Source organism: Cutibacterium equinum, from assembly GCF_028021195.1.
Classification (GTDB): Bacteria; Actinomycetota; Actinomycetes; order Propionibacteriales; family Propionibacteriaceae; genus Cutibacterium; species Cutibacterium equinum.
In genome coordinates, this window is sequence record NZ_CP115668.1 from 359640 (window position 1) to 375210 (window position 15571).

Genomic DNA, 15571 nt, shown 5'->3' on the forward strand with positions numbered 1-15571 from the left:
GTAATGTCAGCTGACGAGGACCTCGACGCTCGGGTCTGCCAGATCCAGAGCAGCCTTGCGGGCTTCTTCAGGGCTGGAGCAGGCCAGCGCGGCCTGAGCGATCTGACGGCACTGATCCAGGCTGTGTCGAGACAGGGCGGCCTTGACGGCGGTGATCTTGCCGGCAGCCATCGACAGCGAACGCACCCCGACGCCGACGAGGACCAAGGCCAGCAGAGGATCGCCGGCAGCCTCGCCGCACACTCCGATGAGACGTTCCCCGGCGCCGTCGCAGGTGGTCTTGACCAACTCGATGACGGCAGGCTGCCACGGCGTCAACAGCTCAGCCAGCTCGCCCTGCAGGCGGTCGGCAGCCATCGTGTACTGGGTGAGGTCGTTGGTGCCGATGGATGCGAAGTCCACCGGCTCCAGTACCTGGGCTGAACGCAGGGCCGTCGAGGGCACCTCGACCATGATGCCCACCGTCTTGATCCCGGCGGCGCGGGCACGCGAGGAGAACCACTCGGCCTCAGCCTTCGTGGCGACCATCGGAGCCATGACGTAGGGGTCACGACCGGTCTGCTCGGCGGCCTTGGCAAGGGCCTCGAGCTGGGCGTCAATGAGGTCGGTGCGCACCTGGGACAGGCGCAGTCCGCGTCGTCCCAGAGCCGGATTCTCCTCCGGGCCGAGGTCGGCGAAGGCCAGTGGCTTGTCGGCGCCGGCGTCGAGGGTGCGGAAGACCACTTTGGCTGTCTCGTCGAAGGTCTTGAGCACGGTGGCGTAGGCCTCCGTCTGCTCCTCGACGCTCGGGGCGTCCTGGCGATCCAGGAAGAGGAACTCGGTGCGGAACAGGCCGACTCCCTCGGCCCCCTTCTTCCTCGCAGTAGGGGCGTCGGAAGGGTTGCCGATGTTGGCCAGGACCAGGATGCGCTGTCCATCAGACAGCGTGGCGTCGCCCTCAGGAGCCGAGGCCAGCACCTCGGCGCGACGATTGGCGCGCTCGGTGAGCTCGCCAACGGCGGCCTCATCAGGCTCGACGAGAACCGTTCCGGTGACACCGTCGAGGGCCAGCGGTGTGCCGTCCTCGATGTCGCGGGCCTCGCTGCATCGGACCACAGCCGGGATACCGATCTGGGAGGCAAGGATCGCGGTGTGGCTCGTCGGTCCGCCAGCAGCGGTGATGAGGCCGCGGACCAGCTCGGGATTGAGAGTCGCGGTGTCGGCCGGGGCCAGGTCCTCAGCGACAAGGATCACGGGCGAGTCGAAGGCCGGAACGCCAGGCTCAGGCAGACCTTGCATGACCGCAACGGCGCGGTCGCGGACGTTGCGCAGATCGGTGACTCGCTCAGCGAGGTAACCGCCAGCAGCACTCAACTGGGCGCAGAAGTCGTCGAAGGCCGCCCACAGAGCATGGGCAGGTCCGTGGCCGTCAGCCAGGTGGGACTGGATGCTGGTGAGCAGTCCCGGGTCGCGGGCCATCATCGCGGTGGCCTGCAGCACGGCCAGTGCCGACGGATCGGCGTGGAGGGAGCGCTCGTCGAGTCGATCGGCGACCTTGTTCAGCGCCGACTCGATCCGGGCCATGTCGGCCTCGGTGCCCTGGCTGGGATCGGAGGCGGGCAGTCCGGGGGCGGGGGAGACGAGAAGGGCATGTGCCTGTCCCACTCCGGCCGATACCCCGAGCCCCGAGAGGGTCCGCATAGGTATCAGGCCTCCGGGTCCGTCTGCAGGTTGGCGACGAGGGCGTCGAGCACCTCATCGGCATTGTCGCCCTCGGCGGTCAGCTCGACGGTCTCGCCGTGCTTGGCTCCCAGACCCATCACGGACAGGATCGAGCGAGCATCGACCGGCTTCTCGCCAGGTCGGCCGATCGTGACGGCCAGGCCGGACTTCGAAGCGGCCTGGACGAACATGGCGGCGGGACGGGCGTGCAGGCCGCTCTCGGCTGCAATCGTGGTGGTACGACTCGGCATGGTGTGCCTCCTTGGTGGGGTGAAAATGTCAGGGTCGACGATAGCCGACGACAGGAAAACGCGAACTGGTGGGTCGGTGCCGATAGAGTGCAGATCATGGTTGATGAGCACAGCTTGCCTGTCGTCGCGGTTGTTGTTGCAGCCGGTCTGGGGACACGGTTCGGTGGACCCGTTCCGAAGCAGATCACCTCACTGACTGGAAAAGCCGTTGTCGCGGTCGCGGTGGAATCCCTGGCCGCAGGCGGTTGCGATGAGGCCGTCGTGGTGATGAAGGAAGGTATGCACAACCATTTGCAACTGGCCCTGGCGGCATCTCCCATTCCGGTTCATTTCGTGACGGGAGGGGACACTCGTCAGGATTCGGTGCGCCGTGGGCTGCGATACATCGCTGAGGATGAGCGTCTCAGCCAGGCCACCACCGTTCTCATTCACGACGCCGTCCGACCGTTGGTGCCGGCCTACATCGTCGAGGACGTCATTGCTGCCGTTGAGGCCGGTGCCGTCGCAGTGACCCCAGTCATCGAGGTCACCGACACCATCCGCCAGATTGACGGTGAGGGGTCGCGCGTCATCGACCGTTCTACTCTCCGCGCAGTCCAGACCCCGCAGGGATTTGATCGTGCCGTCATCACGCAATGCCATGACCAGTTGCTGCGCGATGGTGGAACGGTCACCGATGACATTTCGTGTTGTGAGCGTTATGGCCATCACGCCACCTTGGTGGAGGGCTCCCGAATGGCGCTCAAGATCACCGAACCGATCGATCTCGACATCGCCGAGGTCTTGGCCAAGGCTGCGGCCGGGGCCGGTCACCACTCCGGCCGCCGAGTCGGGCGGATGTTGCGGGCCGTCTCCCCGAGCAACGTCGTCGACAAGCTGAGTAAGGGGGGCAAGGACTGATGGATATTCGGACCGGTATCGGGACCGACGTCCATCAGCTGTGTGAGGGTGTGCCGATGTACATGGCTGGCCTGCACTTTCCTGACGAGACAGTTGGCCTGGCTGGCCACTCCGACGGTGACGTCGCTTGCCACGCGATGTGTGATGCCTTGCTGTCGGCCACCGGGCTGGGAGATGTTGGCGCTGTCTTCGGAACCTCGGACCCACAGTGGGCCGGAGCTGCCGGAGTGGCCCTGCTGGGCCATGTCGTTGAACTCGTCACCGCCGACGGATGGACGATTCAGAACGTCGCGGTGCAGATCGTGGGGCAGCGTCCGCGCATGGCAGCCCGGCGGGCTGAGGCACAAGCGGTGCTGACGGCAACGGTGGGAGCCCCGGTGTCAGTGTCCGCGACGACGACCGATCACCTTGGATTTACCGGCCGCGGTGAAGGAGTAGCGGCGATAGCGACAGCCCTCGTCACTCGGCAGGCTCGATTGCCAGGATCGCTCCCTGATCGGGCACCTGCGGTTTAGGGCCAGACACCTTGATGGCTCCGGCGAGCAGCGACTGGTCGGGGGAGTTGAAGTACAACACGACGTGGCCGAGGTCACCGAGATTTGACGTGGCGACCTCGCCGACCTCATCGATGGTGTAGCGGGTGCCGGCAAGATTGAGGACGTCGCCGGGAACGATCTGGCGCTTGGGCGACATGGGGGAACGCCCGTCCCGGTTGTGGACCACGCAGATGTCGGACAGGGCGTCGGGTACCGGCTCCCCGAACAGGACGATGACGCCAGTGTCCAGCATGTCCTGAGTTTCCTTGCCGGAGCGCAGCACGACGGCATTCCACAGTGTGCCGGACGTAGTCGCCATGGCGGACCCCCTTGAGATGGACGCTGTGCCTTCGACGGCACGGTACCATCCCTGCCAGCCTCTCGAGAGCCTGCGATCGCCGGGGGACCCACCCCCGTCGAAGGCCGGGGACGGGATGTGTTTACCATCGTGGAAGAACCCCTTGGTGGACCACATCCGGGGGCAACGAGGTTTCCCAGAGAAGGGGTGGTCACCATGATCGAGAAGAAGATTCTCGTTTGCTGTGGTACCGGTATCGCGACATCGGTGCAAGTCGCCAACAAGATTCAGCGGCTGCTGCGTGAGCGTGGCGTCAACGCCACGATGCAACATTGCCGTGTGGCGGAGGTGCCGCGGGTCGTCGAGGAGTTCAATCCTGACGCGATCGTCTCGACGACGGCAGTGAAGCAGCCCAATGAGAACGTCAAGATGTTCCGCGGTGTTGCATTCCTGACCGGTGTTGACGAAGGTCGGCTGGCTGACGAGATCGCAGATGCGCTGAAGTCATGACAATCCTGCGACGACACCGCAGGATGTGAGAAACGGGGGTTCACCGCATGCGGTGAACCCCCGTGTCATGTATCAAGGTGAACTCAGGATGCGAGAACCTCGTCGAGCATTTCCTCAGCCTTGTCGTCCTCCACCTTCTTGGCGAGGGCGAGTTCGGAGACGAGGATCTGGCGGGCCTTCGAGAGCATCCGCTTCTCGCCAGCCGACAGACCGCGGTCGCGCTCGCGGCGCCACAGGTCACGAACAACCTCGGCGACCTTGAGGACGTTGCCGGAGTGGAGCTTCTCGAGGTTGGCCTTGTAACGACGAGACCAGTTGGAGGGCTCCTCGACATTGGTCTTACGGAGAACCTCGAAAACGTTCTTGAGTCCCTCGTCGTCGACGACGTCGCGGACCCCGACAAGATCAAGATTGCTGGCTGGAACTCGTACAACCAAATCGTTCTGTCCAAGAATTCTCAGAACGAGGTAGAGCTTTTCCTCGCCTTTAATAGTGCGAGTCTCGATGTCCTCGATCACAGCAGCGCCGTGATTCGGGTAGACAACGGTTTCACCAACGTTGAAAGTCATGTGTGCTGCCCCTTTCAATCGTTAATTATATCACATAATATTCATCGAAGCCAATGATTATTTCACGGGGGCATTTGAAAGGGCGTCGTGGTTCACCGCCACGCCGGCCACGCCAGGGGCCAGGGTGTCGTCAAGTGTCTCGATTGGTCAGGGGCGCCCCAGGCGGCGCCACTTCAGCTAAACTCAGCAGCGATCATGCATCCCGGAAGAGGAGATTCCACGATGATCTATCGTCTCCGGACGACTGCTGCCCTCGCTGCCGTGGCGGTTCTTGGTTTGACGGCGTGTGGCGCTGATCCCAAGGTCCTCACCAGTTACACCCCTGCGGCCGGTGTCAGCGGCGAGTCCGACACCGTCAAGGTGCAGAACCTGGTGCTCATCAATGGTGACGGTCAGGCTCGTGTCTCCGCCGCCGTCGTGTCCAACAAGAACGACAAGGTCGTCGGCATCGCTGGTCAGCCGCTGTCACCGAACAATTCCCTGTCCGGAAAGCCCTTCACCGTGACCCCGGTCGACGTCGATCTTCCGGCTCGGACCGCGGTGAACCTCACCGAGACCGATCTCGAGGCTCCCGTCGAGGGGCTGTCGGATGGTTTGTTGGCCAAGGTGACGATCACGTTCGCCAACTCTGCGCCCATCACCCTGGATGCACCCGTCGTGCCGTCCAGCCACCCGGATTTCGAGAAGTACGCTCCCTCTCAGTCCCCGTCGGCTCAGTCCTGACGAGTTTTCGACCGGCGGTTTTTTGACTGACGAGTCTTCTGGCCACGCAATTCGGCCCCCGGTCAACACCGGGGGCCGAATCGTCATGTCGTGGACAGCGTGTCAGGCCTGGAACTTGTAGCCCAGGCCCCGCACAGTGATGATCCGGACCGGATGCGAAGGGTCCTCCTCGATCTTCGCGCGCAATCTCTTGACGTGGACGTCGAGGGTCTTGGTGTCACCGACGTAGTCGACTCCCCAGACGCGGTCGATGAGGGATGTTCTGGTCATGACCCGTCCGGCATTGCGCAGCAACACCTCGAGCAGGTCGAACTCCTTGAGGGCCAGGCGGACGGTCTTGCCGTCGACGCTGACCTCATGGCGCTCGACGTCCATTCGCACCCCGTTCTCCTCGAGGACGTCGGGGGAGGTCTCGATCTCGGGGCCACCTCGACGGGTCACGGCACGGATGCGTGCCACCAGCTCACGGTGACTGAATGGCTTGGTGACGTAGTCGTCAGCTCCTAACTCGAGGCCGACGACCTTGTCGATCTCGGAATCCCTGGCCGTCACCATGATGATTCCGACATTGCCACGCTGGCGCAGTTGGCGGCAGACCTCGGTTCCCGGCATTCCCGGCATCATGAGGTCGAGCAGAACAATGTCTGCTCCATTGCGGTCGTAGTTCTCCAGCCCGTCGGAGCCGTTGGCTGCGGTGTCGACCTCGAATCCCTCCTTGCTGAGCATGAAGGCGGTCGCCTCGCGATAGGACTCCTCGTCCTCGATGATGAGTACGCGGGTCATGACTCCTCCTGATCGGATTCGTTGTAGTGGTCTGCGTCAAGGGTGGGAAGCCGAAGGGTGAATGTGGATCCTTGGCCCAGCTTGCTCCACACGTTGACCGACCCTCCGTGCGCCTGGCAGGTGTGCTTGACCAGCGACAACCCCAGACCCGTTCCACCATTGTCCCGAGACCGGGAGTAGTCAACCCGGTAGAACCGTTCGAAGATGCGTTCCTGGTCGGCCTCGCTGATGCCGATTCCGTTGTCGGCTACCGCGATCTCGATGACGTCGGTGTCGACGTCGCGGAATCGCTTCGCCGAGACTGCCACTCGTGCCTTCGGCTCGGAGTACACGATGGCGTTCTGGACGAGGTTGGCGACGGCCTCGGTGAGCTGACTCTGGTCTCCGAGAACCCACAGATCGTCGTCACACCGGGCTACCAAGGAGACCTCGCGGGTGGTCGCAAGCTCCCGATGGCGAGAGACGGCCTCGTCGATGATGTCAGCGACGGACACCGGCTCGGCGCGCAGCAGGGGCTCGTCGGCCTGCAATCGGGACAGGTCGATGATCTGCGTCACGAGGGAGGACAGCCGTGCAGACTCGGCGGTCAACCGCTGCGAGAAGTGTCGGACGGCTTCTGGGTCATCGGCGGCGCCTTCGATGGCCTCGGCGAGGATGGAGACGGCGCCGATGGGGGTCTTCAATTCATGGGAGACGTTGGCGACGAAGTCCCTACGGGTCTCGGCAAGCCTGATGTGTCGTGAGTTGTCCGTCGCAGAGATGATCGTGTTGCCACGGCTGTCAAGAGGTCCGACGCGCACGGTGAGGATGAGGTTGGCACCGGTGGACGCCCGCTTCAACTCCATCGAGTCGACGATGTCGCGGTCCTCTCGTCGGGCGGTGCGGACGGCATTGAGGAGGGCCTCGTCGGCGATACGTGAGCCGCGCACGAGTTCCATCGACCGTGCACCCACCGTGGTGTGGAGCACTTCGTCATGGGGGCCGACGATGACGGCGGCTTCAGTGGCCAGGTCGAGAGCCCGGGCCAGGGTTGGATCGACATCAAGGGCTGCAATGTCAGTGGCAAGGGTGTCGACGGGGTGACGAGATGATTGCACCGCGCGGGTGATGAGGGCCGTCAGCCCGGCGCCGACAACGGCACCAATGATCGCGGCCAGAATCATGCTCACGGTTCGCATAATAGAGGGCAGGCCGTCATCGTTGTCACCCGCGTGTCATGAAGGGGCATCGACGTTACTGGTCGTTCACCCAAGGTTCACGACAGGTCCACGCGGGGGAAATGTCGCGATGGACAGGGTGGATAGGCTTGTGGAGACACCACTACGGAAGGACACGGCATGCGTGAGAGCTACCACGACGAGCTCAATGCCACCAGCGGTAGGATTCTGGCGATGGCCGAGTTGGTTCGGGCTGCCGTCAAGGACGCCACTGCGGCTCTCATCGGTGCGGATCTGAACACCGCCGAGCGCGTCATCTCCGATGATTCCAAGGTTGACGCCCTGAACGAGGAGATCGAGCGTCGTTGCTTTGACCTGCTCGCCCGTCAGGCCCCGGTTGCCGGCGAGCTGCGCACTGTTGTCGCAGTGCTGAGGATGTGTTACGAGCTGGCTCGTATGGGTGACCTCGCTGCCCACGTCGCCAAGATTGCCCGTCTGCGCTTCCCCGAGGTCGCTGTGCCGCCGGTCGTTGCCGATGAGTTCGTCGAGATGTCGAAGATCGCCGACTCCATGATCGCCACGTCTGAGAAGACCCTCGCTGATCGTGACGCGGAGGCTGCCCAGCGTCTGGCTTCGGAGGATTCCAAGATCGATGAGCTGCGACGTGATCAGTTCCGTCTGCTGCTGAGCGACGACTGGACCTACGGTGTCGAGAGCGCTGTTGACACGGCCCTGCTCGGTCGTTACTACGAGCGCATCGCCGACCATGCTGTTGCCGTCGGTTCTCGCGTCATCTACATCGTCACGGGAGTGGCCCCGGCCGGCGAGGACTGGCCGACCGTTTACTGATTGCATCGATTGATCGCACCGCAACCCCCAAATCGTCGCTGTCGTGCGGCGACACGGGGGTTGTCGTGTCGCCCATGTGAGATACCTTGGGCTACGTACAATCAAGATGCCCAACCTGCCGTGGTAGACGGCTGGTAGTTGTCAGCGAGGTCTCGTCACATGGCTTTTGCCTTCCGTAGAACAACGATAGCTGGTGCTGTCGTTGCCGTCACGACCGTTTCCATGGCCATCGCCGGGTGCGCCAAGACTGATCCGGAACTTGCCAGTTCCCCGGTGGCGTCGCCTTCCAATTCCTCCCAGGCCGCATCGAAGGCCCCCGTGTCCAAGACTCCTGGAGCCACTCCGAGCGTCTCGAATGGCTCCAGCAGTGCTAGCAGCCCCAGCAATGCGGGTGCTCCGGCGGACATGCCAAGTGGCCCGGTGCCCGCCGGTAAGTATGGTGTCGGTGCCGCTGTGACGAAGCCGGAGTGTGAAGAGCCGCCGTCGGATTACTCGTCCTTCGAGGCCCCAGGTAACGTCGTCGAGGACATTGACGGACTGAAGCCCGGAACGAACCATGGCCCGTCTTCCGACAAGTACGCCTACCCGGCTTCAGTGGTGAACGAGTGGTTGACGAAGCCTTCCACCCAGCCCAAGGACAAGAAGATCGTCTTCGTCACCTTCGACGATGGCCCGACGACCAAGTTCACCGGTGAGCAGCTTGACAACCTCGAGAAGGCTGGAGCCCGCGCCACGTTCTTCATGATCGCGCCCCAGCTGCGTGACGTGGACAAGGCCATGCTCAGCCGTTCTCTCAAGATGGGCAACGCGCTGGCCGTGCATTCCTACTCGCACGACTACAAGTACCTCTATCCCGACGGTGTTGCCGACGCCAAGCACGTTGGCTGTGACTGGGATTGGGCCACCGCCCAGTCGCGGGCGATCCTGGGATCGAACTATTACTCCTCGGCCTTCCGCTACCCGGGCGGTCATATGTCGTGGAAGAAGTTGTCCCCGGCAGACGAAGCCCTGGCCAAGCGTGGTGCGGCGTGGATCGACTGGAACGCCATGAGCGGCGATGCGGACGTCGAGCGTCCCGAGACCGTCGACGGTTACTGGAAATGGTCAAGAAGACCATCAAGCAGTCTGGTGATCCGAATGTCGTCGTCATTCTCAACCATGACACCTTCGGCAAGCAGATGACAGCTGAGGCCATGCCGTCAATCCTCACGTGGCTCAAGAGCGAGGGCTACGAGTTCGGAGTCATCGCCTGACCCAACCCGTCTGACGACACAGAGGCGTCCCGGAGATGATCTCCGGGACGCCTCTTCTCGTGGTTTCAGGCTGAAGCAGCCGTCACGAACTCACTTGTTTCCCTGGTTGGCGACGGCCTTGGCGCCGGCGGCAGCGGCCTCCGGGTCGAGGTAACGGCCACCCTTGGTGACGGGCTTGAGGTCGTCATCCAGCTCGTAGAGCAGCGGGATACCGGTCGGGATGTTGAGCCCGGCGATGTCCTCGTCGCTGATCTCGTCGAGGTGCTTGACGAGGGCGCGCAGCGAGTTGCCGTGCGCAGCCACCAGCACCGTCTTGCCGGCCTTGAGGTCAGCGGCGATGTCAGACGTGAAGTACGGAACCATGCGGGCCACGACGTCCTTGAGGCACTCGGCGACCGGACGCTCAGACTCCGGGATGTCGGCGTAGCGCGGATCGTTGAACTGGCTGAACTCGCCGTCGTGCTCGAGGTCTGGCGGCGGCACGTCGTAGGAACGACGCCACGCCATGAACTGTTCGTTGCCGTACTTCTCCTTGGTCTCGGCCTTGTTCAGACCCTGCAGGGCGCCGTAGTGACGCTCGTTGAGGCGCCAGGAGCGACGCACCGGGATCCAGTGACGATCGCAGCCGTCCAGAGCCAGGTAGGCGGTGTGGATGGCGCGACGCAGCAGGGAGGTGTGAACGACGTCGGGGAGGAGGTTCTCCTCCTTGAGCAGGTCAGCGGCGTGGCGGGCCTCGCCCTCGCCCTTCTCATTGAGATCGACGTCCACCCAACCGGTGAAGAGGTTCTTGGAGTTCCACTCGCTCTCGCCGTGGCGGAGCAGGATGAGCTTTGCAGTCATGCTTCCACCATAGTGGGCTTAGGTGACGAGCTGTCAGGGGGCCTGTGCCCTGGTCACGGAATCAGTGCGGACATCACTCCTGTGCAGCGCCGTCAATCCGCCCCGTCGGCAGAACATCTGAGACCCTGTGAGCGACCTCTTCCGGGGCGCCGTGAAGCAAGGCCTGATAGGACGACTCGTCCTGGACGAGGGAGATGACTGCGCTGAGCATCTCGACCTGGTTGGCGGGATCGGTGACCAGAGGCCAGATGCTGAGGCGGACGTCGAGGCTGCGCTCGGGATCGTCCATGGCATGAAAAACTGTCGTTTCGCTGTTGCGGCAGACCAACACGGCTGGCGAGATGACGTGCTCGGGATCGACATGGGGAATGGCGATGGACACGTAACTGAAGTCCAGCCCGGTGGGGAACGTCTCTTCCCGGGCGCGGGCGGCCGCGAGGAAGCTGGGCTTCACCATGGCGTCAGAGAGGAGACGGTCATTGACCTGGGTGAAGAGGTCATCCCGGGTGGTGGCCGTCACGTCGGCCACGATGAGACGGGGCGCTTGCATGGGATGTCGGGACGGAGAGGGAAGTCTCACGCCTTGAGGTCGTCAGCGATCTGATCGGCGAGCTCGTCGGCGCCCACGCCGGTCAGCAGCGGGGTGCCCCGATAGATCGTGATCTGTGAGCCGGGGAGGCTGACAGCGGTGGTGACGACGATGGCGTCGGGTTGGAAGGATTCCACCTGGTCAGCGACGGCGGCAGTCTTGCATTCCTTCATCGTCGCGGAGACCCCACGATCACGAAGCATCTGCTGGAGCTTGTTGGCCACCTGGACGGACGTGGCGATGCCAGTTCCGCAGCAGACCAAAATCTTCTTGTTGACCATCGATACTTCTCCTCGCGTAGATGACGAGCCCACCTCGTCAGTCGGTCTGGGATGTGGCGACGAAGGGGCCACGGTGCCCCCCATAACCACCTGTGATGCATCCATGATCGTCCACGTCGAGGGCCACAGCCAGCGGCAGCGGGAAAAGTCACACCACTTTGCGACGAACGTGCACCCGTCTGTGGTGCGGGATGGGAATGTGATGTCTTCAAAGACTGATTTCCCCGGCGATGTCGGTCTCGATCCATCGTCCCAACTCCTCGCCGTGCAGCCCCTGGGAGAGCAGGAAAACGAGCTTGGCGTAGAGCGCCTCGAGGGTCATGTCATGGGCGCTGATGGCTCCTCCCTCGGTCAGGGCATGGCTGGACTGGTATCGGCCCAGCAGGACATCGGCCTGCATGCATTGGGAGGCGACGACGACGGGGGTGCCGGCGTTGATGACGTCGAGGATGACGTCGACCAGGCCAGGTTCATCGTTGGGAATGTTCCCGACTCCGAAGGCCCGCAGGATGACTGCCTCGGGCAAGGGGTCAAGGACAGCGCCCAGCCGTGCGGCGCTGATGCCGGGGGACAGGTCGACGACGAGGACGTCATGACGTCGGTAGGGTTTCGGATCCATCCATCCGCAACCAGTGGAGGCGTTCTCGACCCACTGCCACGGTGCACCGGTGCGAGCCAGCTGGGGCACTGCGGGGGAGTCGAACCCGTTGTAGGCCCACGAGGACAGCTTGGTGACGCGGTTCCCGCGCAGCAGTTTGTGGCCGAAGAACACCGCGACGCCGTCGAGACGGCCGCTGGTGACAGCGCGTAGGGAGCCAGTGACATTGGGGGCGGCGTCGGTTCCGACGACCCCGAGCGAGTACTGCGCGCCAGTGACGACGACAGGCTTGCCGAAACTGGTGAGGGCGTAGGACAGGGCGGCCGAGGTGTAGGCCAGGGTGTCGGTTCCGTGCAGGACGACGAAGGCGTCGGCCTCCTCCCGGTGCGCCCACAGATCGTCAACGATCCGACGCCAGTCATCTGGGGTGGCATTGGCGGAGTCGATGAGGCGCTCGAAACTCAGGGTCTCAAATGTGCCTGCCAGTTCAGTGCCTGAGAGCAGCTGATCGAGCCATCCAGTCAGGTCGGCCCCAGGTGCCAGTCCGTCGGAAGTGGGGACCATGCCGAGGGTTCCCCCGGTGTAGAGGATGTGGGTACGCATGATTCAATCCGCTAGGGAGTCCTTGTCAGCGTTGTCAGACAGAACATTGTCTCGCACGCAATACCAGCCTACGACCATCGCTATCGCCACGAGGGCGAATAGGAGAAGAGTCCAGCGGCCTGATTCCGTCGCGACATTCGACAAGACGACGATGATGAGGAAGGCCAGACAGACGTAATTCGTATATGGTGCCCCCGGCATGCGGTACTCGGGTCGCGTCACTTCTCCTCTCTTGACCTGACGCAGGAAACGGGTATGGGTGAGAAGTACCATGCACCAGGTTCCGGCGATACCGATGCCGGCCAAGTTGATGACGATGTCGAATGCGCTTCCGGGTAGGAATGCGTTGAGGGCCACCCCAAGAAGGCCTAGCGACGTCGTAATGACGATCGCGCCAGCAGGAACGTGATGTCGGTTGAGCTTTGCGGCGACCTTTGGAGCCTCGCCAGCCATCGCCAGGGACCGCAAGGTGCGTCCGGTGGAGTAGAGGCCTGCATTGAGTGAGCTCAGAGCCGCAGTGAGCACGATGATCTGAATGACGTCCCCGGCGTGGGGAATGCCGATCCTTGTGAAGAAGGTCACGAACGGCGACTCACCGTCTGAGTAGGCGGTGTAGGGCAGAACGAGGGTCATGAGGACAACAGACCCAACGTAGAAGACGAATATTCGCAAGATCATCGAGTTGATGGCCTTGGGCAAGATTTTGGCAGCGTCCTTGGCCTCCCCAGCGGCGACACCAACCATCTCTGTGCCGCCGAAGGCAAAGATGACGCCGAGGGTCAGGGCAACGACCGGCATGAAGCCTTTGGGGAAGAACCCGCCATGAGCGGACATGTTGTGGAATCCCGCAGTGTCGTGGCCTACCGGCGCTCCGGTGACGACGGCCCAGATGGCCGCGATCATGAACGCAACGATGGCCGCCACCTTGATCGCTGCGAACCAGAACTCTGCCTCGCCGAAAACCTTGACGCTGAGCATGTTCAGGGTAAACACCGCAGCAAGCGCGATAAGGGCGAGGACCCACTGTGGAACAGGCTGGAATGCTCTCCAGTAGTGCAGGTACAAGGCCACGGCCGTGATATCCGCCATGACGGTGACCGCCCAGTCGAGGAAGAAGAACCATCCGGTGACGTAGGCGCCCCTCTCGCCCATGAATTCGCGGGCGTAGGACACGAAAGCGCCCGAAGATGGCCTTCGAATGGCCATCTCTCCCAAGGCGCGAACCATGAGGAAAGCGAAGATGCCGCACACCGCGTAACTGAGAGCCAGTCCAGGACCGCCCTGGGCCAGGCGTCCACCTGTTCCCAGGAACAGTCCAGTGCCGATGGAACCTCCGATGGCGATCATCTGCAGGTGCCTGTTCTTCAGGGCCTTGTCGTAGCCAGCATCACCCTTGTCGGTGGTGGTGTTGGTTGGCGTATCGACGCGATCACCTTCCTGCATCGCAAACCTCCTTGTATCAGGGCCGTCCAGCCCAGCACGGGAATGCTAGCGCCCTGGCCGGGTCACACTGCGAGGCAGGCCACAAGATCGATGTGGCCTGCCCTGCTGTGGCGCTCGAGGTTCTGTCAAGAATTACAGAGGGTGGACGTCACAACCCTCAGGCCAAATCCAACCCTGGGTAGAGCGGGAACTTTCCGAGCAACTCGTCAGCGGCATCATGGACCTTCTGGGCCACGCCGTCGGCAATCTGGTACTTGGCCTTGCCCGGCTTGCCGGTGGAAGCCGTGACCGGGGTGGTGGCCTGCAAGGCGGTGACGATGAGTTCAGCGACACGATCGAACTCATCGGCCCCGAATCCACGCGAGGTCAATGCCGGGGTGCCGATACGCACGCCCGAGGTGTACCACGCCCCATTCGGGTCGGCCGGGATGGAATTACGGTTGGTCACCACTCCCGAATCCAGCAGAGCAGCCTCGGCCTGGCGGCCAGTCAGCCCGAAACTCGTGGTGACGTCGAGAAGGTTGATGTGGTTGTCGGTGCCATCGGTCACGAGCTTGACGCCACGCTTCATGAGTCCCTCGGCCAGAGCCTTGGAGTTGTCGGCGACGCGCTGGGCGTAGTCGCGGAAAGCCTGGGTGCGGGCCTCGGCCAGGGCCACAGCCTTGGCGGCCATGACGTGGGACAGCGGACCACCAAGGACCATGGGGCAGCCACGATCAACGTCGTCGGCGTACTCCTTGGTCGTCAGGACCATGCCGCCGCGCGGACCACGCAGGGACTTGTGGGTCGTCGTCGTCACCACCTGGGCGTGGGGGATGGGGTCCTCGTCCCCGGTGAAGACCTTGCCAGCCACCAGGCCAGCGAAGTGAGCCATGTCAACCATGAGCACGGCACCGACCTCGTCGGCGATCTCGCGCATCTTCGCGAAGTTCACCCGGCGCGGGTAGGCCGAGTATCCGGCGACGATGACGAGAGGCTTGAACTCGCGGGCCAGCTCGGCGACCTTGTCGTAATCGAGCAGGCCAGTCTGCGGGTCAGTGCCGTAGGAGCGCTGGTCGAACATCTTGCCGGAGATGTTCGGACGGAAACCGTGGGTGAGGTGGCCGCCGGTGTCCAGGCTCATGCCGATGGCGCGCTGGTCGTTGAAGCGGTGACGCAGGGTGTCCCAATCGGCCTGGGTGAGGTCGTTGACGGTGCGAGCTCCGAACTCCTCGAGGGCCGGGGTCTCGACGTGATGGGCGAGGATCGTCCAGTAGGCGGTGAGGTTGGCGTCAATACCGGAGTGCGGCTGCACATAAGCGTGCTCGGCGCCGAACAGGGCGCAGGCGTGCTCGGCAGCGATCGTCTCGACGGTGTCGACGTTCTGGCAACCGGCATAGAACCGGTGACCGGCGGTGCCCTCGGCGTACTTGTCGGAGAACCACGTACCCATCGTTGCCAGAACTGGCAAGGATGCGTAGTTCTCCGAGGCGATGAGCTTGAGGGAATGACGCTGGTCGGTCAGCTCGGCTCGGGTGGCTTCCGCAATTCGGGGCTCAACCTGTGCGATCGCGTCGAGCATGGTGCGGTAGGCCGGGGCCACCTTCTCGGCGATGTCGCGGGCTGTGGGATCGACGGCACTGGGCTCACTCACGGATAGCTCCTGTCATGACGGGATGGTGAGCACGAATCTACCCGTCCTCGGACC

At 63.3% G+C, this 15571-nt stretch carries 17 protein-coding genes and 2 pseudogenes; 6 read left to right on the forward strand and 13 right to left on the reverse strand.

The window, feature by feature from the left end; all coding sequences use genetic code 11:
• Positions 1-6: 6 nt before the first annotated feature.
• A complete protein-coding gene (gene ptsP, locus O6R08_RS01580; RefSeq protein WP_271418444.1) occupies positions 7-1680 on the reverse strand; it encodes a phosphoenolpyruvate--protein phosphotransferase in 1674 nt (557 codons plus the stop codon).
• Positions 1681-1685: 5 nt separating this feature from the next.
• Positions 1686-1952 carry an HPr family phosphocarrier protein gene (locus O6R08_RS01585; protein ID WP_271418445.1) on the reverse strand — a complete coding sequence of 89 codons (267 nt, stop codon included), beginning with the start codon at positions 1950-1952 and terminating at the stop codon, positions 1686-1688.
• A 96-nt stretch (positions 1953-2048) separates the two neighbouring features.
• Here O6R08_RS01585 and ispD point away from each other — a divergent pair, with 96 nt between their 5' ends.
• Positions 2049-2852 carry a 2-C-methyl-D-erythritol 4-phosphate cytidylyltransferase gene (gene ispD / locus O6R08_RS01590; protein ID WP_271418446.1) on the forward strand — a complete coding sequence of 268 codons (804 nt, stop codon included), beginning with the start codon at positions 2049-2051 and terminating at the stop codon, positions 2850-2852.
• The gene (gene ispF / locus O6R08_RS01595; RefSeq protein WP_271418447.1) at positions 2852-3367 is read left to right on the forward strand and encodes a 2-C-methyl-D-erythritol 2,4-cyclodiphosphate synthase; all 516 of its coding nucleotides are present in this window, start codon (positions 2852-2854) and stop codon (positions 3365-3367) included. Before ispD ends, ispF begins: the two co-directional genes overlap by 1 nt.
• Here the strand turns inward: ispF and O6R08_RS01600 are convergent.
• Complete coding sequence (locus O6R08_RS01600) at positions 3312-3707, reverse strand: PTS glucitol/sorbitol transporter subunit IIA (RefSeq protein ID WP_271418448.1); 396 nt, start codon at positions 3705-3707, stop codon at positions 3312-3314. The two genes, ispF and O6R08_RS01600, sit on opposite strands and share 56 nt — an antisense overlap.
• Positions 3708-3902: 195 nt before the next feature.
• Here O6R08_RS01600 and O6R08_RS01605 point away from each other — a divergent pair, with 195 nt between their 5' ends.
• Positions 3903-4196, forward strand: a complete 294-nt coding sequence (locus O6R08_RS01605; RefSeq protein WP_271418449.1) for a PTS sugar transporter subunit IIB — start codon at positions 3903-3905, stop codon at positions 4194-4196.
• Positions 4197-4279: 83 nt separating this feature from the next.
• On the opposite strand, the gene O6R08_RS01610 is transcribed toward O6R08_RS01605, so the two are convergent.
• Complete coding sequence (locus tag O6R08_RS01610; protein ID WP_271418450.1) at positions 4280-4765, reverse strand: CarD family transcriptional regulator; 486 nt, start codon at positions 4763-4765, stop codon at positions 4280-4282.
• Positions 4766-4899: 134 nt separating this feature from the next.
• Between O6R08_RS01610 and O6R08_RS01615 the strand changes: the two are divergent.
• Positions 4900-5488: pseudogene (locus tag O6R08_RS01615) on the forward strand (hypothetical protein).
• A gap of 102 nt (positions 5489-5590) precedes the next feature.
• On the opposite strand, the gene O6R08_RS01620 reads toward O6R08_RS01615, so the two are convergent.
• The gene (locus tag O6R08_RS01620) at positions 5591-6271 is read right to left on the reverse strand and encodes a response regulator transcription factor (RefSeq protein ID WP_271418452.1); all 681 of its coding nucleotides are present in this window, start codon (positions 6269-6271) and stop codon (positions 5591-5593) included.
• Entirely contained in the window at positions 6268-7449 is a 1182-nt protein-coding gene (locus O6R08_RS01625; RefSeq protein ID WP_271418453.1) for a sensor histidine kinase, read from the reverse strand. The genes O6R08_RS01620 and O6R08_RS01625 overlap by 4 nt, the downstream gene beginning before the upstream one ends.
• 159 nt (positions 7450-7608) lie before the next feature.
• Here O6R08_RS01625 and phoU point away from each other — a divergent pair, with 159 nt between their 5' ends.
• Positions 7609-8277 carry a phosphate signaling complex protein PhoU gene (gene phoU / locus O6R08_RS01630; protein WP_271418454.1) on the forward strand — a complete coding sequence of 223 codons (669 nt, stop codon included), beginning with the start codon at positions 7609-7611 and terminating at the stop codon, positions 8275-8277.
• Between the two features lie 155 nt (positions 8278-8432).
• On the opposite strand, the gene O6R08_RS11370 is transcribed toward phoU, so the two are convergent.
• Positions 8433-8642 carry a hypothetical protein gene (locus O6R08_RS11370; RefSeq protein ID WP_408640143.1) on the reverse strand — a complete coding sequence of 70 codons (210 nt, stop codon included), beginning with the start codon at positions 8640-8642 and terminating at the stop codon, positions 8433-8435.
• Between the two features lie 55 nt (positions 8643-8697).
• Between O6R08_RS11370 and O6R08_RS01635 the strand changes: the two are divergent.
• Positions 8698-9530 (forward strand): annotated as a pseudogene (locus tag O6R08_RS01635) (polysaccharide deacetylase family protein).
• A 90-nt stretch (positions 9531-9620) separates the two neighbouring features.
• On the opposite strand, the gene O6R08_RS01640 reads toward O6R08_RS01635, so the two are convergent.
• The 6 genes from O6R08_RS01640 to O6R08_RS01665 form a co-directional block, all read right to left on the reverse strand.
• Positions 9621-10370 carry a phosphoglyceromutase gene (locus tag O6R08_RS01640; RefSeq protein ID WP_271418455.1) on the reverse strand — a complete coding sequence of 250 codons (750 nt, stop codon included), beginning with the start codon at positions 10368-10370 and terminating at the stop codon, positions 9621-9623.
• Positions 10371-10443: 73 nt separating this feature from the next.
• Positions 10444-10920 carry a PTS sugar transporter subunit IIA gene (locus O6R08_RS01645; protein WP_271418456.1) on the reverse strand — a complete coding sequence of 159 codons (477 nt, stop codon included), beginning with the start codon at positions 10918-10920 and terminating at the stop codon, positions 10444-10446.
• 26 nt (positions 10921-10946) lie between these two features.
• The gene (locus O6R08_RS01650) at positions 10947-11240 is read right to left on the reverse strand and encodes a PTS sugar transporter subunit IIB (protein WP_271418457.1); all 294 of its coding nucleotides are present in this window, start codon (positions 11238-11240) and stop codon (positions 10947-10949) included.
• Positions 11241-11448: 208 nt separating this feature from the next.
• Positions 11449-12444, reverse strand: a complete 996-nt coding sequence (locus O6R08_RS01655) for an asparaginase (RefSeq protein ID WP_271419160.1) — start codon at positions 12442-12444, stop codon at positions 11449-11451.
• Entirely contained in the window at positions 12445-13884 is a 1440-nt protein-coding gene (locus O6R08_RS01660) for an amino acid permease (RefSeq protein ID WP_271418458.1), read from the reverse strand.
• A 157-nt stretch (positions 13885-14041) separates the two neighbouring features.
• Positions 14042-15517 (reverse strand): glycine hydroxymethyltransferase, encoded by a 1476-nt coding sequence (locus O6R08_RS01665; protein ID WP_271418459.1) that lies wholly within the window; start codon positions 15515-15517, stop codon positions 14042-14044.
• Positions 15518-15571: the final 54 nt, after the last annotated feature.